Annotated in this window: 21 protein-coding genes; 18 read left to right on the forward strand and 3 right to left on the reverse strand. The window is 56.6% G+C overall.

The genetic code is table 11. The features are described from left to right. Positions 1-32: 32 nt before the first annotated feature. A complete protein-coding gene (locus HMPREF0183_RS08435; protein WP_005884992.1) occupies positions 33-1,613 on the reverse strand; it encodes an SLC13 family permease in 1,581 nt (526 codons plus the stop codon). Positions 1,614-1,901: 288 nt separating this feature from the next. Here HMPREF0183_RS08435 and smc point away from each other — a divergent pair, with 288 nt between their 5' ends. The 6 genes from smc to HMPREF0183_RS08465 all read left to right on the forward strand — a co-directional run bounded on the left by smc (position 1,902) and on the right by HMPREF0183_RS08465 (position 9,839). Further along, positions 1,902-5,414, forward strand: a complete 3,513-nt coding sequence (smc, locus tag HMPREF0183_RS08440) for a chromosome segregation protein SMC (RefSeq protein ID WP_005884994.1) — start codon at positions 1,902-1,904, stop codon at positions 5,412-5,414. Positions 5,415-5,609: 195 nt separating this feature from the next. Next, positions 5,610-5,990: a hypothetical protein gene (locus tag HMPREF0183_RS08445; RefSeq protein ID WP_005884996.1), complete on the forward strand. Its 381-nt coding sequence runs from the start codon at positions 5,610-5,612 to the stop codon at positions 5,988-5,990. 95 nt (positions 5,991-6,085) lie between these two features. Continuing rightward, positions 6,086-7,219, forward strand: coding sequence for a signal recognition particle-docking protein FtsY (gene ftsY / locus HMPREF0183_RS08450; RefSeq protein ID WP_005884997.1), 1,134 nt, complete (start codon positions 6,086-6,088; stop codon positions 7,217-7,219). An 81-nt stretch (positions 7,220-7,300) separates the two neighbouring features. Further along, positions 7,301-8,959 carry a signal recognition particle protein gene (gene ffh / locus HMPREF0183_RS08455; protein ID WP_005884999.1) on the forward strand — a complete coding sequence of 553 codons (1,659 nt, stop codon included), beginning with the start codon at positions 7,301-7,303 and terminating at the stop codon, positions 8,957-8,959. Between the two features lie 200 nt (positions 8,960-9,159). Next, a complete protein-coding gene (rpsP, locus tag HMPREF0183_RS08460; protein WP_005885003.1) occupies positions 9,160-9,603 on the forward strand; it encodes a 30S ribosomal protein S16 in 444 nt (147 codons plus the stop codon). Positions 9,604-9,605: 2 nt separating this feature from the next. Next, positions 9,606-9,839, forward strand: coding sequence for an RNA-binding protein (locus HMPREF0183_RS08465; RefSeq protein WP_005885005.1), 234 nt, complete (start codon positions 9,606-9,608; stop codon positions 9,837-9,839). Positions 9,840-10,740: 901 nt separating this feature from the next. On the opposite strand, the gene HMPREF0183_RS12195 is transcribed toward HMPREF0183_RS08465, so the two are convergent. After that, positions 10,741-12,153 carry an FAD-dependent monooxygenase gene (locus tag HMPREF0183_RS12195; RefSeq protein ID WP_005885008.1) on the reverse strand — a complete coding sequence of 471 codons (1,413 nt, stop codon included), beginning with the start codon at positions 12,151-12,153 and terminating at the stop codon, positions 10,741-10,743. Positions 12,154-12,306: 153 nt separating this feature from the next. On the opposite strand from HMPREF0183_RS12195, the gene HMPREF0183_RS08475 reads away from it, so the two are divergent. Continuing rightward, the gene (locus tag HMPREF0183_RS08475; RefSeq protein WP_211205334.1) at positions 12,307-13,548 is read left to right on the forward strand and encodes an MFS transporter; all 1,242 of its coding nucleotides are present in this window, start codon (positions 12,307-12,309) and stop codon (positions 13,546-13,548) included. A gap of 728 nt (positions 13,549-14,276) precedes the next feature. Further along, complete coding sequence (locus HMPREF0183_RS08480; RefSeq protein ID WP_005885014.1) at positions 14,277-14,597, forward strand: ArsR/SmtB family transcription factor; 321 nt, start codon at positions 14,277-14,279, stop codon at positions 14,595-14,597. Between the two features lie 230 nt (positions 14,598-14,827). On the opposite strand, the gene HMPREF0183_RS08485 is transcribed toward HMPREF0183_RS08480, so the two are convergent. Next, positions 14,828-15,241, reverse strand: a complete 414-nt coding sequence (locus tag HMPREF0183_RS08485) for a hypothetical protein (RefSeq protein WP_005885016.1) — start codon at positions 15,239-15,241, stop codon at positions 14,828-14,830. 420 nt (positions 15,242-15,661) lie between these two features. Here HMPREF0183_RS08485 and rimM point away from each other — a divergent pair, with 420 nt between their 5' ends. From rimM to HMPREF0183_RS08535, 10 genes are all read left to right on the forward strand, one after another. Further along, the gene (rimM, locus tag HMPREF0183_RS08490) at positions 15,662-16,159 is read left to right on the forward strand and encodes a ribosome maturation factor RimM (protein WP_005885017.1); all 498 of its coding nucleotides are present in this window, start codon (positions 15,662-15,664) and stop codon (positions 16,157-16,159) included. A gap of 1 nt (position 16,160) precedes the next feature. Continuing rightward, the gene (gene trmD, locus HMPREF0183_RS08495; protein WP_005885018.1) at positions 16,161-16,976 is read left to right on the forward strand and encodes a tRNA (guanosine(37)-N1)-methyltransferase TrmD; all 816 of its coding nucleotides are present in this window, start codon (positions 16,161-16,163) and stop codon (positions 16,974-16,976) included. Positions 16,977-17,163: 187 nt separating this feature from the next. Beyond that, complete coding sequence (rplS, locus tag HMPREF0183_RS08500; protein WP_005885019.1) at positions 17,164-17,505, forward strand: 50S ribosomal protein L19; 342 nt, start codon at positions 17,164-17,166, stop codon at positions 17,503-17,505. Positions 17,506-17,516: 11 nt separating this feature from the next. Continuing rightward, the gene (gene lepB / locus HMPREF0183_RS08505) at positions 17,517-18,209 is read left to right on the forward strand and encodes a signal peptidase I (protein ID WP_005885020.1); all 693 of its coding nucleotides are present in this window, start codon (positions 17,517-17,519) and stop codon (positions 18,207-18,209) included. A gap of 11 nt (positions 18,210-18,220) precedes the next feature. Next, positions 18,221-18,943, forward strand: a complete 723-nt coding sequence (gene lepB / locus HMPREF0183_RS08510; RefSeq protein WP_005885022.1) for a signal peptidase I — start codon at positions 18,221-18,223, stop codon at positions 18,941-18,943. After that, positions 18,940-19,635 (forward strand): ribonuclease HII, encoded by a 696-nt coding sequence (locus HMPREF0183_RS08515; RefSeq protein ID WP_005885024.1) that lies wholly within the window; start codon positions 18,940-18,942, stop codon positions 19,633-19,635. Before lepB (HMPREF0183_RS08510) ends, HMPREF0183_RS08515 begins: the two co-directional genes overlap by 4 nt. A gap of 44 nt (positions 19,636-19,679) precedes the next feature. Then, positions 19,680-19,994, forward strand: a complete 315-nt coding sequence (locus tag HMPREF0183_RS08520; RefSeq protein ID WP_005885026.1) for a DUF2469 family protein — start codon at positions 19,680-19,682, stop codon at positions 19,992-19,994. 145 nt (positions 19,995-20,139) lie between these two features. Next, positions 20,140-21,411, forward strand: a complete 1,272-nt coding sequence (locus HMPREF0183_RS08525; RefSeq protein ID WP_005885028.1) for a dicarboxylate/amino acid:cation symporter — start codon at positions 20,140-20,142, stop codon at positions 21,409-21,411. A gap of 147 nt (positions 21,412-21,558) precedes the next feature. Further along, positions 21,559-21,912, forward strand: a complete 354-nt coding sequence (locus HMPREF0183_RS08530) for a YraN family protein (RefSeq protein ID WP_005885032.1) — start codon at positions 21,559-21,561, stop codon at positions 21,910-21,912. Beyond that, positions 21,909-23,438: a YifB family Mg chelatase-like AAA ATPase gene (locus tag HMPREF0183_RS08535; protein WP_005885034.1), complete on the forward strand. Its 1,530-nt coding sequence runs from the start codon at positions 21,909-21,911 to the stop codon at positions 23,436-23,438. The genes HMPREF0183_RS08530 and HMPREF0183_RS08535 overlap by 4 nt, the downstream gene beginning before the upstream one ends. Positions 23,439-23,534: the final 96 nt, after the last annotated feature.

Raw genomic sequence — 23,534 nt, forward strand, 5'->3', positions numbered from 1 at the left:
CAGGCAAGGAGCTGACACCTCGGCAAGACACCTCACAAACCGAACACCCACGTCAGCAAGGTCATCGACGCCAGCGTAATGAGCACGATACCGATCAGGTTGAGCCAGATACCACCTCGGACCATTTGCCCGATTGTCACATAACCAGAACCATACGCAACAGCGTTTGGCGGCGTGGCCACAGGCAACATGAACGCACACGTCGCAGCCAACGCAACCGGAGCGGCGAACAACAAGACATTGACATCCATGCCCATCGCAATACCAGCAGCCACCGGAATGAAGGTAGCCCCGGTCGCAGTGTTTGACGTCAGCTCGGTAAGGAACAAAATTGCACCCGCAAGCACCGCAATGACAAGGATCAGTGGCACCTCAGCCATTCCGGTAGCCATGTCTCCAATTACCTTGGTGAGTCCGGACTTTTCAAACATGCTCGACAACGCAAGTCCACCACCGAACAACAACAGCACATCCCACGGCAGTTCCTTAGCGCTCTGCCAGTCAAGGAGCTTCACGCCTCGTGCCGCACCCGCAGGAAGTAAGAACAGCAACAGGCCACTGGCCATAGCAATGCCTGCGTCATCAATAGGCGGTTTTTCGAAAACAAGCGGAATGGTAATCCACGCGAGCGCTGTCAGGATGAAGACACTCAGCACTCGTATTTCACCAGAAGAAATAGGGCCCAGCCGGTCTAGCTCTTTGCGAATAAGCTCGTTGCCACCGGGAATCTCAGAAATTTCTGGTTTGAACAGCACCTTGACTAGCAGAAACCACGTAATGACAAGGAAAGCAGCAGAAACGGGAACACCGACAGCCATCCAGCCCACAAAGCTGATGGACACTCCTTGGGTCTCCGCCATATATCCAGCTAGGAACGTGTTAGGCGGAGTGCCGATCAGCGTCCCGAGCGATCCCAACGACGCGGCATATGCAATACCGAGCATCAGCGCAGTACCAAATTTAGATTGAACGACATCCGTCACCGAGGTGGTTGACGACTTGCCGGTGGCCTCATTTACCAGCGTGAGCACTGACATTCCGATGGGAAGCATCATGACCGCCGTTGCGGTGTTCGACACCCACATGGACAAGAAAGCGGTCGCGATCATGAACCCTGCGATCATCGCGCCGGGACTGTTAGGCATGATCCGCAAAACACCCAACGCGATTCGCCGGTGCAGATTCCACCGTTGCATGGCAAGCGCAATGAAGAATCCGCCCATGAACAGGAAGATCGTTGCGTTTCCGTACGAGGCACCAACCTCGCTGAACGTGAGAGGCTTGGGCTCTGCGCCGTCTGAAGCGATGGGTTGTGCGAAAAGCGGGAACGCAACGAGTGGCACCAACGCAGTTGCTGGAATTGGAATTGCTTCCGTCATCCACCAGGTAGCCATGAGCCCTGCGATCGCAGCGGTCAAACGTGCATTGTGACCCACAGTTTCAGGGAGAAGAAACCACAGGGCTAGAGCAATAACGAGTCCAATAGAAAAACCCGCCCAGCGAAATGCGTTCGTCTTAGCGGGAATCCCGGTTGCGCGTTCACCCGGTGACTTGTAATCAACTTCACGGCCCTTGTCAGGGTCTGGACGTAGATCGTCCAGGTAGTCGGGCATGTTATGAGAATTCGAATCTGGAGTGTGCAGATGAACCAGCCAATTCCAAACCACTAGAAAACACTTCGTCGTGTGAAACACACACTACACAATTTTCGTGATCTAAGCGTGTTTTCTACCGAACCACCCGAAGAAGCGCGACACCTTTACAACGAAGATGACACAAGCCGCTGCCAGCAAAATGAATGCCAAATAGTAGGTGATGCTTGAAACAAATATGGAAACGGAACCACAGTAAACGCGGGCCTCATGCCTCGATGATCGCACACAACATAAAATAAGAAGGCTATGTTCCTCAAAACACTCACGATGCGCGGGTTTAAGTCGTTTGCTCATGCGACGACCCTTGAACTCGAACCCGGTATCACGTGCGTTGTGGGACCCAACGGTTCCGGTAAGTCCAATGTGGTCGACGCCCTTGCCTGGGTGATGGGCGAACAAGGCGCCAAGAACCTACGTGGCGGCAAAATGGACGACGTCATCTTCGCAGGCACTGCCAAAAAACAGGGCCTGGGCCGCGCTGAAGTCAGCCTCACCATCGACAACACCGACGGCGCAATCCCCATCGACTACACAGAAGTCACCATCAGCCGAACCCTCTTCCGCAGCGGCGGAAGCGAATACTCCGTCAACGGGGCACCCGCCCGCCTCCTCGACATTCAAGAACTCCTCAACGACTCCGGCCTGGGCAAAGAAATGCACGTGATCGTGGGGCAAGGACGCCTCGACGAAATCCTGCACGCCGACCCTGAAACTCGACGCGGCTTCATCGAAGAAGCCGCCGGTGTACTCAAACACCGTCGCCGCAAAGACAAGGCCCTACGCAAACTCACCGGCCTTCAGACCAACCTCGACAGGGTAGGGGACCTGCGGCATGAACTGTCCAAACAGTTAGGGCCACTAGCCCGCCAGGCCAAAGCCGCCACACGCGCAGCCACGGTGCAAGCCCAACTCCGCGACGCAACAGCCCGACTCCTGGCAGACGACATCGTGCGCGTCCAAGCGAAACTCGAAGCCACGCACACAACTGAAGACGAAACAATCCGCCAGGAACTCGAAAACACCGTTGCCACCCTGGCAACCCACATCGAACAGTTCACCTCACGCGTGTCCCAACACGAAGCCCACACTGAACAGACTGAAAAAATGTTGGCACGCGTGACAAAAGCCGTGAGCAAAGCGAAAGCCCTGGCAGAACGTGCCCGAGACCGCAACGAACTCCTCCTGTCCGTCCAACCATCCAGCCAGACCGGCGAAGACCCACGCGCACTTGAAAACCGCGCCGCCCACTACCTCCGCGAACGCGACACCGCACGCGAAGACCTAGAGCAACGCGAACAGAAACTCCAAGACGCACTTGAAAAGTGCCAACAGGCAGAACAAGAACTCGCCACAGCCAACGCGGAACTCGCCCAACAACGCGAACTCATCCGCACCCACCTCCGCGAACGCGCCAGCCTCGAATCCGAAGCCACCGTCGCCACCCGTGCACTCGAAGAAGCCAAAAAAGAACTGGCGACGCTACAGGACCAACAGACTGACACCTCGGCGGAGGAAAAAGCACTCACCGAAGCCCAGGCCCGCGCACGCCAACTCGAACACAGCGAAACCGACCTGGACTCCCAGCACGAAACCGCCAGCGCAGCCACCCAGAAGGCCCGCGACCACCTCACCAACGTGCGCGAAAACCTCGCCGAAGCCCGCACCAACCTGCGCCAAATCCAAGCCCGCATCGAAGCCCTCACGCTGGCCGCCACGTTCGCGTCACACGACATCGGCGAAAGCGGAATCGACGGAGTGGGCGGCCCCGTCGCCGAGTCGCTCACCATCACCCCCGGCCACGAACCCCACGTGACCGCGGTGCTGGGGTCCCTCGCGACGGCAGTGGTGGTGTCGACCATGGACACGGCCCAGCAGGTGCTGACGCAGTTTGACGGGGACGTTGACTTGGTGGTTTTGGGAGAGGACGCCGAGGTCGTTCCCACCCCCGCCCCCGACGGCACCTCACTGCGCGGTCCGGCAGGCGAGCACCCGGTGAGGGAATACGTGACGTCTGACTCCGCGGTCATGAACAACCTCTTGGACCATGCGCTTGCAGGAGTTTACGAAGCACCAGACAGTACGACTGCCCACACGTGGATGCACGAGCACCCCGCGTGTACGTTCGTGACTTCGCGCGGGGAAGTGTTCTCGCAACACCGTATTCGGCGAGCAGGTGGCGAAGATTCTGCCCGCATGCAAGCAAAAGCGGAGCTTGAGAAAGCAGAACGCACGCAGGTGGAAGCGACCGAGGCGGTTGCGGCTTTGGAGAAAAACGAACAGACCACGCAGGCAGAGTTCGAAAAGGCACAAACCGCTGAGAATGAAGCACTGGATGCGCTGTATGAGTCCGATGCAAAAATCATGGCGGCACAAGCTGAGGTGACAAAAGCGGCCACGACACTTAACGACGTCCACGAACGCATCAATGCCCGTGATTCGCGGATGAAAGTGCTGAAGGATCACATCGCGACCGCAACCCAGCGGGCACACGACGCTTCTGAAAAACTCAACAGCAACACGCAAAGCGTCGACACTGAACCGGACACCAGCGTGGTTGAGGCGCTTACGGCTGAACACCGTGAACTCAACGAAACAGTCATGGAACTGAAAGTTTCGGTGCGAGCCGCAGGGGACCGCGTCAAGTTCCTCACCGACCGTGCTCAAGCACTGAACCGGCAGGCGGAACGCGAACGTGAAGCGCGCGAAAAAGCCAAAGAAGAAAAGGAACGGCGCGCACGCATGGCCCACGAGGCGAAAACCCTTGGCGAAACTGCGACGCAGCTGGCCGACCACTTTTCAGGTGTGGAAGAACGACTCACTGAACAGCTCACGGCGCTCAAACACCAACGGCACACACACCGTGAAGAACTCGACCAGGCATATGAGCAACGCGCACAAGCCATGGAGAAACTGGCGCAACTCAAAGAAGCTCAACACGCCGCGAACCTCGCGCGTGAACGACACGTGCTGCAACTTGAAGAACTCACCCGCAGGGCCAATGAAGAAGTGGGCCTAGGCGTGGAGAACCTCATCGAACAGTTTGGCCCCCACGTGCCCGTGCCAGTTGAGGGGGAGAACCCCGTGCCATATGTGCGGGCGGACATCCAAAAGATCGCCAAACAAGCCAAGAAGGAAATCACGGCAATTGGTGCGGTCAACCCGCTGGCGCTTGAAGAATACAACGCGCTCAAAGAACGGCACGACTACTTAGAAGCCCAGATCAACGACATTGAGAAATCCCGCGCGGAACTGCTGAAGCTCGTTGACGAAGTTGACGCGCACGTGCGTGATGTTTTCGCTGAAGCTTTCGCAGACACCAAGCGCGAATTTGAGCGCATCTTCCAACGCCTGTTCCCCGGTGGTGAAGGCGAACTCACTCTGACCGACCCGAACGACATGCTGACCACCGGGGTAGAAGTCTTTGCTCGGCCTGCTGGAAAACGCGTCAAACGGCTCTCACTGCTCTCAGGTGGGGAGCGCTCGCTGGTGGCCGTGGCCATTCTGGTAGCAATTTTCAAAGCCCGCCCTTCACCGTTCTACGTCATGGACGAAGTCGAAGCGGCCCTGGACGACGTCAACCTTTCGCGCCTCCTTACCGTGTTCCAAGAACTGCAAGAAGCGTCGCAGCTCATCGTCATCACTCACCAAAAGCGCACCATGGAAATCGCAGACGCTCTCTACGGAGTGACCATGAGTGGGGACGGAATCTCGAAAGTCATCTCGCAAAAGCTCAGCCGGGAAACCACCTCGGCCCACTGATACTGAGTGTGACCTGGGTCGCGCTCACTGCTGTTCCGACACCGAAATGTTGAGCCGTTGTAATAAAACGGGTTAGTTCGTGACAGATTTGTTAACCGCCCCTACCAGGTGACACAGACGTCAACCTATAAACTTGAGTGGTCAGAGATTCGAAGGGAGCGGTTGCCTCGAAATGAGAAATCAGGTGCGACGTACATGAGTGGTTTCATCGTCGTCCTTTTGGGGCTCGGCATTACCGTTGGAATCGGTCTTGTCATCGTGATCCTTGTCGCCATGTCCGCTTCTGGACAAAACAAACAGGCACACACACCGCAACGCTTTCGCCTACCCGCGGAGTTCTTAGGGCACGACAAATCCGTTTACGGGTTCTTTGGCCATGACGACGACCACTCGCACCTGGCCACCCGCGAACAGGCCGCCGTCACCGCGATGCGCGACGAGTCCTACATTTTGCACCCTCAACCTCGTCGCCATGCCGCCCCGTCGATCTTCACTCTGCGACCTCGGACCCGGCACTGGAAAATACCCGCAACCGGAACCGGCATGCGCACCGCCTTCCACCTGCTGTTCCGCTAACTCATCCGCGTGGGGCCCGCACGCTTTATATCGCGCCGCCTGATTCTTGATCCTCAACATGACCGTTTATTGTGGTGTGTGAGCACGAATAGGAGTTGATTGTGGATTTACAGGCGCAGATTGTTTACGGGATTCTGGGGCTCGTAGTCCTTGTTGCGCTGGGACTGTTTTTCCTGGTCCCACGGAAACCAAAGAAACCCGAACACACGCTTCCTGATGACACCACAGGCAGCACCCAAGGCGCACCCGCGCCTGAGGAACCCGCCCAGGACGAACCACCTCGGGAAGTTCCCACCGAACCCACAACGCGCCTAGCCAAACTGCGCAACCGGCTCGCCAAATCAAACAACGCGATGGGCCGTGGTCTGCTGGCTCTGCTTTCGCGCGACACCCTGGATGAAGCCACGTGGGAAGAAATCGAAGACACCCTCATCGTCGCGGACTTAGGCGTAGACACGGCAACGGAACTTGTCGACAACCTGCGTGAGCGCGTCCGCGTTTTGGGCACCCGCGACCTGTCCACCGTGCGCGCACTTCTGCGCGAAGAGCTCATCAAGGTCGTCGACCCCACCATGGACCGCACCCTGCGCACCGAAACCGGCGGCGACGAACCGTCTGTTGTGCTGGTTGTTGGCGTGAACGGGGCAGGTAAGACCACCACGGTGGGCAAGATCGCACGTGTGCTGGTCGCCTCGGACAGGACCGTGTTACTGGGTGCCGCTGACACATTCCGCGCTGCCGCCGCCGAACAGCTCACCACGTGGGGTGAACGCGTGGGCGTTGAAACCGTGCGCGGGCCCGAAGGCTCCGACCCCGCATCCGTTGCCTACAGTGCTGTGGAACGCGGCCTGAAGGACAATGTGGACGTCGTGCTCATCGACACGGCGGGCCGTCTGCAGAACAAAAAGGGCCTCATGGACGAACTCGGCAAGGTCAAAAAAGTGGCCACCCGTCCGCTGGGGGAGGGGCACGAACTGGATGAAGTGCTCCTGGTTCTTGACGCCACCACCGGGCAGAACGGGATGCAGCAGGCCAAGGTTTTCGCCGAGGTCGTAAATGTTTCTGGGATCGTTCTCACCAAGTTGGACGGGACTGCCAAGGGTGGGATTGTGGTTGCGGTGCAACGCGAACTGGGCGTGCCCGTCAAACTGGTTGGCCTGGGTGAAGGGGCTGACGACCTCGCACCGTTCGTTGTTGAAGACTTTGTTGATGCGCTCCTTGAGGACTAGCCGAGGTCGTGCATTTCCGGGCGTGTCTGCCTGGTTGGTATCCTAAGAGACTGACGAAACCACCGACGAAAGCAAATCTACGTGTTCAACTCTCTGTCTGACAGGCTGACGTCCACTTTTAAGAACCTGCGCGGCAAAGGCCGCCTGTCTGAAGCGGACGTGGACGCAACCATCCGTGAAATCCGCCGGGCGCTTCTTGACGCTGACGTCGCGTTGCCCGTTGTGCGGGCGTTTACGGGTCGTGTGCGTGAGCGCGCGTTGTCGGCAGAAGTGTCCGAGGCGCTCAACCCTGGCCAGCAGGTCGTCAAGATTGTGAATGACGAACTGGTGCAGATTCTGGGTGGGAAGACCCGTCGGATCCAGTTTGCGAAGAAGCCACCTACCGTCATCATGTTGGCGGGTCTGCAGGGTGCCGGTAAGACCACGCTGGCTGGAAAGTTGGCTCACTGGCTCAAGAGTGACGGGCACCGCCCCATGCTGGTGGCAGCTGACCTTCAGCGCCCCAACGCGGTGAACCAGCTGGAGGTTGTGGGATCGCGTGCGGGTGCGTATGTGTATGCGCCTGAACCCGGTAACGGTGTTGGTGACCCGGTTAAGGTCGCTCGCGACTCCATGGAGGTTGCGAAGTCCAAGCTGTATGACGTGGTGATCGTCGACACGGCTGGTCGTTTGGGTATTGACGAAGAGCTCATGCAACAGGCTTCCGATATTCGCGCGGCTGTGAACCCGGATGAAGTTCTTTTCGTCATCGACGCCATGATTGGTCAAGACGCGGTGACTACCGCTCAGGCGTTCAACGAAGGTGTCGACTTCACCGGTGTGGTCCTGTCGAAACTTGACGGTGACTCCCGAGGTGGTGCTGCGCTTTCGGTTGCTGAAGTCACCGGGAAGCCCATCATGTTCGCGTCCACGGGTGAAGGGCTCAAAGACTTTGAGCTGTTCCACCCGGACCGTATGGCCGACCGCATCTTGGATATGGGTGACATTCTCACCCTCATTGAGCAGGCTGAAAAGACCTTTGACGCGAAGCAGTCAGAGAAGCTTGCTAAGAAGGTGCAGTCGGGTGAGTCCTTTGACCTCAACGACTTCCTCAGCATGATGGAGTCCATCAAGAAGATGGGCTCGCTGAAGAAAATGCTGCGCATGATGCCTGGCATGGGACAGTACAAAGAAGCGATCGACGCGTTTGATGACCGTGAGATTGACCGTGTTGAAGCAATCATTCGGTCGATGACTCCCCAAGAGCGCGCTAACCCCAAGATTCTGAACGGTTCGCGCCGGGCGCGTATTGCTCGCGGTTCGGGTAACTCTGTGACCACCATTAACCAGCTCATGGACCGTTTCGCTCAAGCTCAGAAGATGATGAAGCAGTTCGGTGGTGGGCGTCGCATGCCGGGAATGCCCGCAATGCCAGGTGGCGGAGGTGCTGGCGGTGGAATGCCAGGGATGCCTGGGATGCCAGGTGGAGGTATGCCCGGAATGTCTGGCATGCCCGGAATGCCTGGCGGTGGCGGGCCTGGAGGTTCGAGCCGACGCAAGAAGGGCCCGGCTAAAAAGAAGGGCAAAGCCAAATCAGGTAACCCGGCGAAGCGCGCGCAGGCAGAACGCGACGAGCAACTGCGGCGCGAAGGCAAGTTGCCTAAGAAGCAAGGCGCGTCCTTTGGCGGAATCGACCTCGATGACGACGAAATCGACTTTTCAAAGTTGCCTAAGGGGTTCGGCGGCGGGTTCGGCCGCTAAAGCTGGGGCACGGGGTACTTACCTCGTTTCCGCTCTAATTGGAAACAACGCAAAAAGTTTGGCAAAATATTGGCTTGTACTTGACCGGTGAACAGGACCCTCTCAACCTCGAGCCGGCCGAAGTTCATTCGGAAGAACTGATTTAACCCCACGAATGAGAACTTCCGAAACATTGATGTGAAAAAGGAGACACCACCACCGTGGCAGTCAAAATTCGTCTGACCCGTATGGGTAAGATCCGTAAGCCGTTCTACCGTGTTGTTGTAGCTGACTCACGCACTCGTCGTGACGGCCGCGCAATCGAAGAGATCGGCGTGTACCACCCAACCGAAAACCCTTCGGTTATCAAGATCGACTCTGAACGCGCTCAGTACTGGCTGTCTGTGGGTGCACAGCCCACTGACCAGGTCAAGGCACTGCTAAAGCTCACCGGAGACTGGGGCAAGTTCAAGGGCGAAGGCTCGACCGAAAACACTGTTAAGGGACAGCCTGAAAAGGAAGCTTTTGTTGCTCCTGAAGCTAAGTCCGTCATCAAGGAAGCTATTACTCCTAAGGGTGGCGAAGACAAAGCTGAAGAGTCTGCTGACGATGCGGCCGCTGAGGAAGCTCCAGCTGACAACGCAGAAGAAAAGACTGAGGCCTAATCGTGTTGCAGCAGGCTTTGGAACACTTGGTCCGCGGGATTGTTGATTTCCCTGAAGATGTCAGTGTGCGTGAGCGCAACACTCACCGGGGCCTGACTCTGGAGGTGCGCGTTCACCCGGACGACCTCGGGCGCGTCATTGGACGCTCTGGGCGCACGGCAAAAGCGTTGCGCACGGTCATCGGGGCGCTCGCTGGTCACGGCGAACGCGTTCGCGTGGATCTGATCGAAGCCTAATAAAAGTGCCACCTCGTATGAGGTGGCACTTTTGTATTCACATGGCCCGGTTTGCGGAGTAAGACGGACGTGAGCCAGGCTTTTCGCCTGGGGATTTCCACTCCTAAGTTCAGTCAGGCAACCACACCGCCGTCCGGTAAGGGAAAACAGCCATACCAGGACCAGCAACCAGATCCTCTGGTGAGGACCTATAAATGACTCCAAAAGTGCAATCACCTCTTGCGCGTGTTGCTTTTTCACAGGATGCGGCACCAACACCTGCCTGCAGTGACCTTAATAAAGTCGTCGCCACGGACCAGATCTGTGTTTGGATGTTCTTCCGTGCGATTCAGCTCTCGTTCACGATGGTGCCGTTCTGCGTTCGGGTCATGCGGGGTGTACGTCCGGCCATACTCTCGAGCAGTTCGAGTGATGTCAGGCGCCTGTTCAGCAGATAGAGTCGGCAAATGCTCGGGGTGCAAACATATTAAGCATTGGCCATTTTCTGACAGTCCTCGCCCGGTCAGGACTTGACTGTGATGGTTGTATGGGTTGAGATTGTATCGTTTGTGCATTCACAAGATTCACAGAATATTACTCTGGGTGACGTTCACTTGAGTTTTCGTTCTGCGAACACCTGGGCGATGGTCCAATGAGTAGTGGAGATACTCTCATTTAGTTTGACTTTGAAAGCGTGCTGTCTTCAGAGGCAAGGCAACTCTAACTTTTGCACCCATCGAACCTAGACTATTACGCGAGGAAGAGTGGGTCGAAAGACAACACACGTACATCGCAAAGTAGTATCCAGAAGTTGATAGATCATTGGCTGAAAGCTATTTCGGCCAATGATGGTAAGACCTCCCTGCGACTAATCGCGAACGGAGACAATTCGTTGTTGAACTTTACATCGACACGCAACAGTCTATTGGTAGAGTGCGTGATCTGTTTGAGGAACTGCGTAACCATCAGGCTGAATGAGTACAACATCACTTTCTAATGGCGGATAGAAGGATCCGGCAACAACTTTCTTCTTAAGAGAAGGACGATCGTTTTTTATGGGAATAGGTGTAGTGCGCAGCTCAACGATTCGCCCTTCCGCTAGTTCCATGGAAAGACTCGTTTCTCTGAGCGAGGGGTCGAATGGGCGGATAAGTCGGTCATTAACAAAACCATCTTGAAACTGCCCTGAAACCAGTTTGCTTATGGCCTCGTGAAAATTAGGAAGCTCCATGAGTTCAGCGAAAGATTCCCGTAGTGATTTGTTCCTGGGATCCATTAGCCTCGATTGAATCTGAGTGTTAGCGACGACCTTTGATGCCACCTTTGCTCTAGCCTTCGACCATTCGTTGAGAACTTTTTCGGGTAGTTCTTCCCTAATGACTAGAGCCAGTCTCCAGGAAAGAGTGAAAGCATCCTGAATGCCCGTATTCAGGCCCTGTCCTCCTAAGGGATAGTGGATGTGTGCGGCATCGCCAACCAAGATCAGCCTTTTGCTGCGCATCATTAGTCGGTATCTAGAGAAGTCGCTAAAACGAGTGATATGGGAGATGTCCGACAACTCAGGCTCACGACCTAAAACACGTTTGATGAGATCACGGTATTCTGCCTCAGTTGGACTCGTTCGATTCATGACAGGGCCGGAAAAATCCATTCCGATAACTCTTCCCGGAGCTTCAAATCCTGGGTTATGCATGGTCCAGCCGTGCTGGGTGGGGTTCCAGCCTGGTGGGATGAGAGGATCATTGGTTTGAGCGAGAGCAGACATTGCTTGCATTGTTGGAGGCGTCTCTACCGTAGGGAAATCGCCATACTTTGCCACGAGGCTTCGTGCTCCGTCTGCACCTACGACATAAGAAGCGTTTATCGTTAGCTGAGTCTTATTGCTGTGCTCAAACTCTACAGTGATCGAATCCTTATTACCGCGTAGTTCGGTGACTCGGGTTCCTCTGAGCACTTCAGCTCCTTGCTGGCGTGCTCGTTGTTCAAAAGCGGATTCTAAGGTTGCTTGCGGAATGCTGGCTAAGGGGAAAGGTTCCGTTGCAGGAGCTGAAAGCTGTAGTGGGATCCCTCCGGCTAGCTGAAAACCTGCAACGTTCTTTTGCTCGGAACGTTTTCGAAGTAGACGGGGGTCTGTGAGTGAAATATATCCACGTCGGACTAGGTGTGAGAGCGAACGCACATGAATCGTGCCGGCTCGTGGACGGCGGTCTACGCTTAGTCGGGGCTCGAAGAGCACTACTTCTAGATCCTGTAATGACAGCTCAGCTGCCATGAGCATGCCGACAGGGCCACCGCCAACAATCGCAACATCGAATGAATCTTGCTGACGCCTCATAAAAAGATGTCCTCCACTTGCGTAGGTACTAAAGTATTGGTAGATACTATATGTATAGTAACTAATGGAGGGAGCAGAATGAAAAGAGTTACGTCAGAAGGCAGGGTAGAGACGGATACCTCTCCAAGTCGGTGGACTTTGCCTATAGTCCTTGTGGCGCAGTTCATTACGCCGATGTCAATTTCCGGAACGGGTATCGCCCTTCCACAGATCTCCACTGATCTTGGGTCAAACACGACAGCACTTCAATGGGTCGTTAATGGTTTCAACGTGGCGTTTGCACTGGGTGTCCTTGGCTGGGGGCCCGTAAGTGACCGTATTGGCTATCGCATGACGTTTGCTATCGGATCAGCGCTATTCTCGGTGTCCAGTCTGATAAGCACTGCTAGCCCGTCGCTACTTTTGCTTGATTTCATGCGAGTTATTGCAGGTTTTGGAGCGGCGGCCGTCCTCACTGGAGCTAGCTCTATTCTCTCTAACGCCTATGAAGGTAGTGCGCGGGGCCGGGCATTCGCCCTCTTTGGAACCATCAACGGATTGGGCTTGACTTTAGGCCCAACTATCTCAGGAATGTTGGTTTCGGGCTTTGGATGGCGAGGAGTTTTTGCTGTTCATGGTGCAATTCTTGCGTTGGTTACATTGAATACAAGAATCCTTCCTGTAGCTGCCGACGTTACGCAGGTCACAAACAGGACGAAGACACCCTTGCTAGATCTTTCCATTCTTAAAAACAGAGAGTTCCTCGCCATGTGCCTGGTTCCGGTTGCGGGTTCAATTGGTTTCGTCACGATGTTGACATATCTACCTTCTGCCTTCAGCGGCATTAAAGGTATCGGTGCGGGAAAAGCTGGTCTGATCATGCTTGCGATGACAATCCCTGTTGTTGCCGCACCAGTTCTGGTGGCCAAACTGGTTGAAAAGGTCTCGTGGATCACGGTTGGCTTTGTGGTGTACTCTAGCCTGATCTGCCTTATTGTCGGGGACCTTGGTCTTGTGTTGCTCACACCCGAAGGCTCAACCGGGCTTGTCATTTTTCCGATGATCTTGCTTGGACTGGGCTTCGGCCTACCCATTGGACTTGTAGATGGACACGCACTGGAGGTTGTTCCTCCTGAAAGGACTGGCACAGCTGCTGGCGTGCTCAATTTTTTCCGTGTGGGTAGTGAGGCATTGTTCGTAGCTGGATACGCGGTCATACTTTCTATGCAAATTCGACAACAGCTTTCCGGCGAAGCTGCGACAAGTACCGCGGCTGGGCAGCCGGGCTATCCAGATGTCTATGCCGACGCTTTCGGCACAACCGCGCTCACTTTGACGCTTCTTGTCTCGTTGGTCACTGTGTCTGTCTTGCTCGCAAGGCGTAGTTCCAGCCCTCAGCAGAATGGGAAGGAGTAAGTAATAATGAACACAACCAATCACTCCCTTGAACAGGCTTTTGATGTCCGAGACGTTTCCGGTCTCTCGCATATTTTGATGACTACACCCATGCCTAGTAAATTACCGAGCGTCTAGGTCAGGTGATTTTATCGACCGGGTATGTCGCCATACATCCCACTTCATACATGGAAGTCCATAAATCTCCAATGGACACTTCCTTCATTCTAAGTGCGACAAGCGCAGAGGATATGCGGAGTTTTCTTCCCGCGGCATGCCCAATGATATGCCTCATAACCTTGAACACCCAGCTCATGGTCGACTTAAGCGTTGTGTCGCAACTTCTTGTAGTTCAAATTCCATGAATGAATTTGCGCCATGAGTCCACGACATCTTCCGTGTTTAGCTGGAGCGAATCGATGATTCCGAGAGCTTTGACTTGATGGCCGACGTGATTGCGTCAGTCGCCATCAAGGCGAATACTGCTTCTGGGTGTCTTGGCGCGGATCGTCATTGGCGGGCCGGTGGGAGCGCTGACTGAACAGCTGTCAACGTTATCCCTGAGAATACCTCTTGAGAACATCATGTGGGATGCGGAAGTGATGGTGCATCGCCCCGTGTCGCTACCTGTGATTAAACTTTTTCCTTTCGTTAGTTCACTCGCATGGCTTATATAACCTGGAATGGTTCCGAAAGATTTTGAGCAGCTACTATTTTACTAGTTGCTTTATGCTCTGAAAGGAGATTTTATGGCTGATCAGGATGGCCACCCGAGTGTCGATGAGTTTGACCTCTCTAAGATTTTGCATGCGTTGTCGGATACTAACCGGCGTAAAGTAATTGTAAAACTGGCTGCACAGCCGGATGGCACTGAACAATTCTGTTCAGAATTTGGTACCCCATGGGCGCCTTCGACGCGAACGCATCACTTCAAAGTTCTGCGTAATGCCGGTTTGGTCTGGCAGCGCGACGTGGGAAATGGGCGTATGACGCGTCTGCGTCGAGCTGATCTTGAGAAAGCGTTTCCGGGCTTGCTGGACCAGATAGTTATCTCGAGTGGAAACGGCTAACTGTAGTGACTGAAACTACAAGATGGGGTTTTCGGCTTCAGTAGGACTTTGTTTGCTTCCCGCTTATTGGGTGTTACTTAAAGTACGCAAGTTGCGGGACCTCTGCGTCGTTATCAGTGAGGTCAGGTGCTGGTGCTTTCCACTCCGAGTATTTCGCGTCTTCTCCGTCGCCTGGCTTGGCGATGAGCTTGGCAACATAATCTTCTCCGGGTGCTGCAGGTTCCTGGAGGTTATACGCAACTCCGGTGCCGGTCAGCGTGATGCTGAGTTCCCCACGGGTTCTGGGATTTCTCTTTCTGGACCCTGAGTTCTCCGCGTTCATAATTGTCGACATACTCTAGTGTTCGTGCGCGCGCGGCCACGTCCTGATTGATGATGACAAACTCGTTGATTCCCACGGCGATGAAAGCGGGGTAGTCGAGTGGCCACAGGTAATCGGGCGACAGCCCAGGTGCTGCGTCGTTTGTCATGTCACCTGTTGTGATGTCAATGCGCGAAACATGTGCTCGTCCACGCAGGTCCCAGAACATGTATAGATACCTACCCAACGGGTCTGGTGCATAGCCGTTGTATGAGTAGAGGTTTGGTGTAGCGTTGAGCGCCCACTGCTGTTCACCGGTGGCAGGGTCGATTCCAAAATTCATGGCAGTTTCATCTTTTTCTGCGTTCGATACACCGAAGCATTCGGATGGTCCGTCCGTGTCAAAGGTCGATGACCACCCCAAGATGAGCGGGTTGTTGGGTGCGAGTCGACGGTTAGTCTGGTTATCGGCGCCCGGGTGCCGAGTGTACTTTTAGAGGATGCACACCTTGCCTTGTCCGCTACCGTGAGTTTCCATGCCCCAAAGTCGCCTGAGCCCTCAGCGCATGCAGTCAGGGCACAGCTAACGCTGTCATCACGTGTGTATAGCGACGTCTGGTTACTGTGTAAGTGGACATGAAGGCGCTGAACCGGCTCATGACGTGTCTTTCTTAAAATTAACTGTGTGTATTTAGTTTATCTTTCGAAAGAGCTGTCAGGGCGTTTAGTACCCTTTAACTGTTCCCGGACGTGAAAGAGGACCATGAGCCAAGTTGTCGCCCGTTTGGGCAAACCCCACGGAATCCGCGGTGAGATGACCGTCGAGGTCCGCACCGACGACCCCGACGAACGCTTCACGCCAGGCGCGACCTTTGGCACCGACCCCGACATTGGCACCCTCACGCTGACGCGCGCTCGCTGGCACCGCGACCGCCTCATGTTGACGTTCGACGAAGTGCCGGACCGCAACCGCGCTGAAGAAATCCGCAACACCCTGATCACTGTGGACGTGAGCGAAACTGATGACGAAGATGCGTGGTACATTGACGACCTTGTGGGCGCCGAGGTTGTCCACAGTGGATCTGTCATTGGCACTGTGAGCGCGGTGACTCCAGGGGCGGCTCAAGACCTCATCCACGTGGAGCTTGCAGATTCCGGCCGGGAAGTGATGATCCCGTTCGTTGAAGAGATCGTGCCTGTGGTGGATCTGGATAACAACCGTGTGGAGATCGATCCGCCCGCGGGCCTTCTGGACATGTGACATGCGCATTGACGTTTTCTCGATTTTCCCCGAATACCTCACGCCACTTCAGCTTTCCCTGATTGGCAAAGCGCAGGTAGACGGCCTGTTGCAGGTCAATGTTCACGACCTGCGCGACTGGACATACGACCGTCACCGCACAGTAGACGACACTCCCTACGGCGGGGGAGCGGGCATGGTCATGAAACCGGAGCCCTGGGGTGAAGCGCTCGATTCCGTGTTAAACACTCGCCCTGAACCACGCGAAGGCGAGGGACAGAATCAGGTGGGGGACACCTCGGCGACGGTCATTGTTCCCAGCCCCGCTGGAACCCCTTTCACACAAGCACACGCGCGGGCACTTGCGGAAGAAGATCACCTGGTGTTCGCGTGCGGACGGTACGAAGGGATCGACCAGCGCGTGATCGACTGGGCCGGCGAGCAGGCGCGCGTGCAGATGTTCTCGATTGGCGACTATGTGCTCAACGGCGGTGAGGTCGCCACAATGGTGATGGTCGAAGCAATTGCCAGGCTGATTCCCGGAGTCATTGGCAACCCTGGGTCACTCGATGAGGAAAGCTACGAAGACGGTCTGCTGGAATACCCCGTGTACACCAAGCCGGCGCAATGGCGCGGGCACGAGGTGCCGCCGATTCTGCTGTCAGGCAACCACGGGGCGATCGCACGGTGGCGACGCGATCAGCGTCTGGAACGCACCTTGCGGGTACGGCCGGACTTGATCGAACAGTTGAGCCCGGACGACCTCGACGCGCACGACCTGGAGGTTGTGCGGAAAGCACGGGAGGAGCGCGAGGCGAACGACGGTCGCGACGCATAACAGCGCGTCCACTCGCATTTGCCACCGCGCCCACCCGCGACTAAACTGGTGCCTTGCGTTTGCCGACTTTCGCCTGCCTCGGAGGGCAAGAAAGTCCCAGTGAGCAGACGACTCCATCTCTCTAGGGTCCAATACCTAGACTGATCGTGCTTGAGTGATCCGGGGCACTGCAAGTAGGAGAAAAACAATGCAGAAGCTTGATGCTCTTGACTCAAAGTCAATGAAGTCGGACCTGCCGGAATTCCGCGCCGGTGACACCGTGAACGTTCACGTTCGCGTTGTTGAAGGTAACCGCGAACGTATCCAGGTGTTCAAAGGTGTCGTTATCCGACGCCAGGGCCACGGCGTTTCCGAAACCTTCACCGTCCGCAAGATTAGCTTTGGTGTAGCGGTAGAACGTGTTTTCCCCATCCACTCACCTGTTGTCGACAAGATTGAAGTTCTGAGCCGCGGTATTGTCCGTCGTGCGAAGCTCTACTACATGCGCGATCTGCGCGGTAAGGCTGCTCGTATTCGCGAGAAGCGCTAATTTCTGGTCGAATGACACAAACAACCACGGGTGTGCCTTTGAGGCGACGCCCGTGGTTTTTGTTATCCGCAGTTGTTGTGGCCGCGCTGGTGCTAGCCGGGTTGGTGCGCGGGCTGGTGGTCCAGACTTTCACGGTTCCCAGTGAGTCTATGGAGCCCACGATTTCCGTGGATCAGCGGATCGCTGTGTGGCGGCCTGACGCTTTAACAGGTTCTATTGGCCGAGGTGACATTGTGGTTATCGACGGGCGTGGGTCTTTCGTGTCAGGGCAGAATTCGTCGTTGGGGCAGAAGGTGGGATCGTGGTTTGGGATCGGCCCGCGCGACGTGTTTTATGTCAAGCGCGTCATTGGTGTGGCCGGTGACCGCGTGAAGTGCTGTAACGATGACGGGAAACTCCTGGTCAACGGCGAACCGTTGGACGAGCCGTACCTCGCGGGCACAGTCGGGGGAGGCACTGAAAGTGAGCCAGGTGACGGAGGCACTCAAGCCGCCCGCGCCTCGGACGTCTCCCGCGCCTCGGACGTGGACTTCGACGTTGAAGTGCCACCGGACCGGCTGTGGCTCATGGGCGACAACCGAGCCAACTCCACCGACTCACGTAATCTGCTCAGCCGCCCGGGCGGGGGCATGATCCGGGTGTCAGACGCTGTGGGCGTGGTGATTGGGCACGGCTCGTCTATTGACCGAACGGAAGAAGGGTAGAATTCCCGGTGATGGAAGATACGGCGGAAGAGCAGCACGAACCCAAGAAGTCCAAGAAGGCCAAGAAGGACTCACGCACGGCGACCCAAAAGTTCCTAGCGTCACTCAGGGAAATCGCGATCATTGTGGTGATCGCACTGATCGTGTCCACGGCGTTGAAAGCCTGGGTAGTGCGGTCGTTCTACATCCCGTCGGCCTCCATGGAAGACACGTTGCAAATCGATGACCGGATCATGGTCAACCAGCTTCCGTTCGCACACCCCAAACGCGGTTCCATCGTGGTGTTTAACGACCCAGGCGGGTGGCTGCCCCCTGGGACTGCGGAAGAATACAAGCCCAACCCGTTCCTTGAGTTCGTTGGCCTGGCACCTTCAAACGCGGGCCAGCAACTGATCAAACGTGTCATTGGGGTGGGCGGTGACCACGTCGAATGTTGCGATGACCAAGGCCGCATCATGGTCAACGGCGTCGCGATCGACGAAACGTACATCAAACCGGGCGCCCCACCATCGGAAGTGGAATTCTCCGTCGACGTGCCCCAGGGCCACTACTGGGTCATGGGCGACAACCGAAGCAACAGCGCTGACTCACGCTTCAACGGCGACTCCGAAGGCGGCCCGTTTGTGCCAGAAGACGAAGTTGTTGGCACAGTGTTTGTAATTTCGTGGCCCACCAACCGATTCTCGTGGGTGACAGCTCCTGACACTTTCGACAAGGTCCCCGACCCATCGTGACCAACTCGCCAGCACCTCGGGGCCGGGGGACACCTCGGCAAGGGCTTTCTGATGTCAGCGACGAACGCGCGCTGTTAGACGCCGGGGTTACCAGCGTCGTGGGCATGGACGAAGTGGGCCGCGGTTGCGTTGCCGGGCCTGTGGGCGTGGGCGCCGTGTGGTGCGACCTGGAAGCGCTGTGCGCCGGCGGGTTCCCAGCCGGGTTGCGGGATTCGAAGAAGTTAACCCCACGGCCGAGGTCGTTAGCAGCTGAGCGTGTCCGTGCCACCTGGGAGCATGCGGTGGTTGCATACGCGAGCCCGCAGGAGATCGACGCGATGGGGATTTCGGCCGCGTTGAGCCTGGCGGGACGGCGGGCGCTCGCCCAGTTGCCGGCGGCTGATCTGGTGATGTTGGACGGGAAATTCAACTGGTTGGGCACCGACCCGGGCCTGCTAGGTGGCGACGTGAGCCACGTGGAAGTGCCCCCGGTGCGCATGTATGTGGGTGGGGATGACCAACGGATTCCCATCGCAGCGGCCAGCCTGATCGCCAAAGTCGATAGGGACGCTGTGATGAGTTCGCTGGATCGTGAGCACCACGGTTACGGATGGGCGAGCAATGTGGGGTACCCGTCGCCTGCGCACAAACAAGCGATTGCGGACCTGGGCGTGACCCCGTGGCACCGCAAGTCGTTTCGCTTGGGGAAGTAGCTTGCGGACGGCCAATTCGCTGACGCAATGGGTAAGCTGAAGGCATGAGCACGGAGGACCTCGAAGAGTACGAAGCCGAACTCGAACTGGCACTCTACCGGGAGTACAGAGACGTTGTTGGGCTCTTCACATACGTGGTGGAGACCGAACGGCGTTTCTATTTGGCCAATCAGGTGGATCTCAAGGCTCATCAGAGTGATGGCGAAGTCTACTTTGAACTGACGTTGCGCGACGCGTGGGTGTGGGACACGTGGAGGTCCGCCCGGTTCGTCAAGACCGTTCATGTTTTGACGTTCAAGGACGTCAACATTGAAGAGATCGCCAAATCCGACTTTGAACCACCCCGCGGAATCCGGTAACAGTCCAGTAGGAACCCGGTAGGTAACCGGGCAACTGTAGGCGGGCCCAGGGCGCGTCACTGGCGCAAGTAATGCAACCGCAGTTATTTTTATAGGCACACTTGTGTGTTGATGAAATGAACCCCAGTCGCAAGGAGCACCACATATGACTGCGCAATCAGGTGGATGGAAGAATTACCGGTTCCCAATCTTGATCCTCACCGGCGTGGTCGTTGGTGCGATCGTGGGACTCATCTTGGGCGAAAGCGCCACTGTTTTGAAGCCCTTTGGGACGGTGTTCATCAACATGATGTTCACCCTGGTCGTGCCCATGGTGTTCTTCTCAATTGCGTCTGCTGTTGCGAACATGAACTCTGCTACCCGCTTAGGGCGCATCATGGGGTCGATGATGGCGGTGTTCATTGCAACAGGGATTGTCGCTTCGAGCGTCATGCTACTGGCGTTGGGGATTTTCCGACCGCTCGACAACGTACAGGTCAACATGGACGAACTGCCTGAAGAGCAGGAAGAACTGTCTATTGGCGACCAGATCGTAGGTGCCTTCACAGTGGAGGATTTCAGCGACGTGATCTCCACGGAGCACATGTTGCCACTGATCGTATTCGCTGTTCTGATTGGACTGTCAGCCAATCTGGTCAAGGAAAAAGGTGCGGTGTTCCGCAGTTTCCTTGACTCCGGTAATGAAGTGTTCATGAAAATGACCGGACTGGTCATGTACTACGCGCCCATCGGTTTGGGCGCGTACTTTGCGGCGTTGATCGGGGAGTTGGGTAGCCAGCTGGTTGGCGGTTACGTGCGTGCCTTCGCCGTGTACTACCCAGTGGCGATCGTGTATTTCTTTGCGGCGTTCACGCTGTATTCGTGGCTCGCAGGTGGTGTGGGAGGTATGCGTCGCATGTGGGCGAACATCCTTGCACCGGCTGCCGTGTCCTTGGGAACGGGAAGCTCCGTCGCGACAATTCCCAGCAACCTGCGTGCCGCTAAGCGCATTGGCGTTCCGGATGACATTCGCGAAACGATCATTCCGATTGGTGCGACCATCCACATGGAAGGCTCCTGCCTGTCTGCGATTTTGAAGATCGCGTTTCTGTTCGCTGTTTTCGAGCGCGATATTTTCACTCCGCAAGCGCTGGCAATTGCGGTGTTGATTGCGTTGCTTTCGGGAATGGTGATGTCAGGGATTCCGTCCGGTGGGTTCCTTGGCGAGCTCATGATCGTGTCCATGTACGGCTTCCCACCGGCGGCCCTGCCCATTATTTCGGTGATCGGCACCGTGGTTGACCCGCCAGCCACCACCATCAACGCTGCCGGTGACACCGTGTCGTCGATGATGGTTGCCCGTGTGGTTGACGGCAAAGACTGGATGAAGAAAGAAGCTCAGGCGTCTGACGGCGCTGACCTTGGGGAAAGCGCCTGAACCAGGGGACGTTTTCCTGTGGATAGTGAGTTTTCCCTGGTGGCGGGCCCGCGTTGAGGTGGCGCGGTCCCTGTGGATGCCCGAGGTGTTTCCACAGGTAGCTGAGTATGTCTAGGCGTGAGTGCGTTGTGCGTTCAGTGTTGAACCATGAAACGCAATCAAACTCTTGGCGCGCTGGGTGAACAGTTCGCAACGGACCATTTAAAAGGTCTGGGGTGGCACATCCTGGACCGCAATTGGCGGTGTCGGCGGGGTGAGATCGACATCATTGCCCGTGATGGCACCTCCGTTGTTTTTGTCGAAGTCAAAACCCGCAACACTGTGCGTGCTGGCCACCCGCTTGAGCACGTCAGTTACTTCAAGATGCGCACGTTGCGTGGGCTGGCGATTGCGTGGCTATCTGCTCAACCCGAATGGGTGCCTGAGTTCCGTGTCGATGTGATCGGCATTGTATGGAACTCCGGCCAGCCTGTTCTCACCCACGTGAGGAATGCCCAATGAGTTTGCACGTAGGACGATCAACCGCGGTCGCGTTGTGGGGAACACAAGGTACCCCGATTGCCATTGAAGCCAGCATTAACAGTGGTCTGCCTGGAATTGACGTGGTGGGGTTGCCAGATACGTCTGTGAATGAGGCAAAGAAGCGCGTGCGCGCCTCGGTGGCGAACCTGGGATTTGCGATGAGTGCTCAACGCATCACCGTGAACCTTTCACCAGCCAGTGTGAAGAAGTACGGGACCAACTTTGACTTAGGAATCGCAGTGGCGATCCTCCAAGCAGAACGCAGAATCCCGCAAGAAACAGACCGGGTGGTGTTTTGCGCTGAGCTGGGCTTGGACTCACGGCTCCACCCCGTCAACGGTGTCGTGCCCACGCTCATCGCAGCTAAACAAGCCGGACTCACCACCGTGGTGGTGTCCCAAGCGAATGAAAAAGAGGCGCGGATGTTGACGGGTCTTAACGTGATCGCCGCTAACTCGCTGGGTGAAGTGGTGAACCACTTTGGCGGGGACGTCCAGGTCCCGCAACTGCCTCCAGTGGAGCGGCACGCGACTAAGGGACGAAAACCGCTGTCCGTAAACGACTTATCCGAGGTGCAGGGGCAGGATGAAGCGCGGTACGCGCTCGAAGTCGCGGCCGCAGGCGGCCACCACATTCTCATGATCGGGTCGCCGGGTGCGGGCAAAACCATGCTTGCAGGCTGCTTGCCGGGGCTTTTGCCAGCGCTCAGTGAAGAGCAGGCCATCGAAACTTTCTCACTGCGTTCCATCGACGGGACGTTAAACCCGGAACACGGACTGGACACAACCCCACCGTTTGAAGCTCCGCACCACTCAACGACCTCGGCGGCCATGGTGGGCGGTTCCAAACCCACTTCGATAGGCGTGTTTTCCCGTGCTCACCGGGGCGTGCTTTTCATGGACGAGGCCCCGGAGTTTCACCGCGACGTGCTTGAAGCGTTGCGGCAGCCGCTGGAGAACAGCCGGTGTGAGATTGGCCGGGCGTGGGGGACGGTGACGTTGCCGGCGGAGTTCCAGTTGGTGCTGGCGGCGAACCCGTGTCCGTGTGGTTCGGCGGTGGGCGATGGGAAGGCATGCCGGTGTACGCCGATTGCCAAGAGGCGATACCGGGATCGGTTGTCGGGGCCGCTGTTGGACCGGATCGATATTCAGATGGACATGTTGCCGTTGTCTGCTGCGCATGTTCATGCGCGTGAGGTGCGGGAGTCTACGGCGGATGTGGCTGTTCGGGTGGCTGAGGCTAGGCGCATTCAGGCCAGTAGGTATGCAGGGCAGGTGTGGTCGACGAATGCGCGGGCGCCCGGTAGCTGGTTACGTGCCTTGTTCGCGTTTACGCCACAGGAGACCGCGCCGTTGGATGCGGCGATGGACCGAGGTGATCTGACCATGCGGGGTTATGACCGAATCGTGCGGATCGCAACGACAGTGGCGGACTTGGGTGGCCGGGAACGCCCAACGGGTGACGATCTAGCGCACGCGTACACGTTACGGACCAGGGAAGGGTGAGCGCTGTGGATGATGTGGTTTTGGCGATGGCCGATGTTATGCGCCTGTCTGAGCCGGGGGACAGGTTGTTGAGCATGTGCGTGGACGTGGTGGGGT

The sequence above is a fragment of the Brevibacterium mcbrellneri ATCC 49030 genome (assembly GCF_000178455.1).
Taxonomy (GTDB): domain Bacteria; phylum Actinomycetota; class Actinomycetes; order Actinomycetales; family Brevibacteriaceae; genus Brevibacterium; species Brevibacterium mcbrellneri.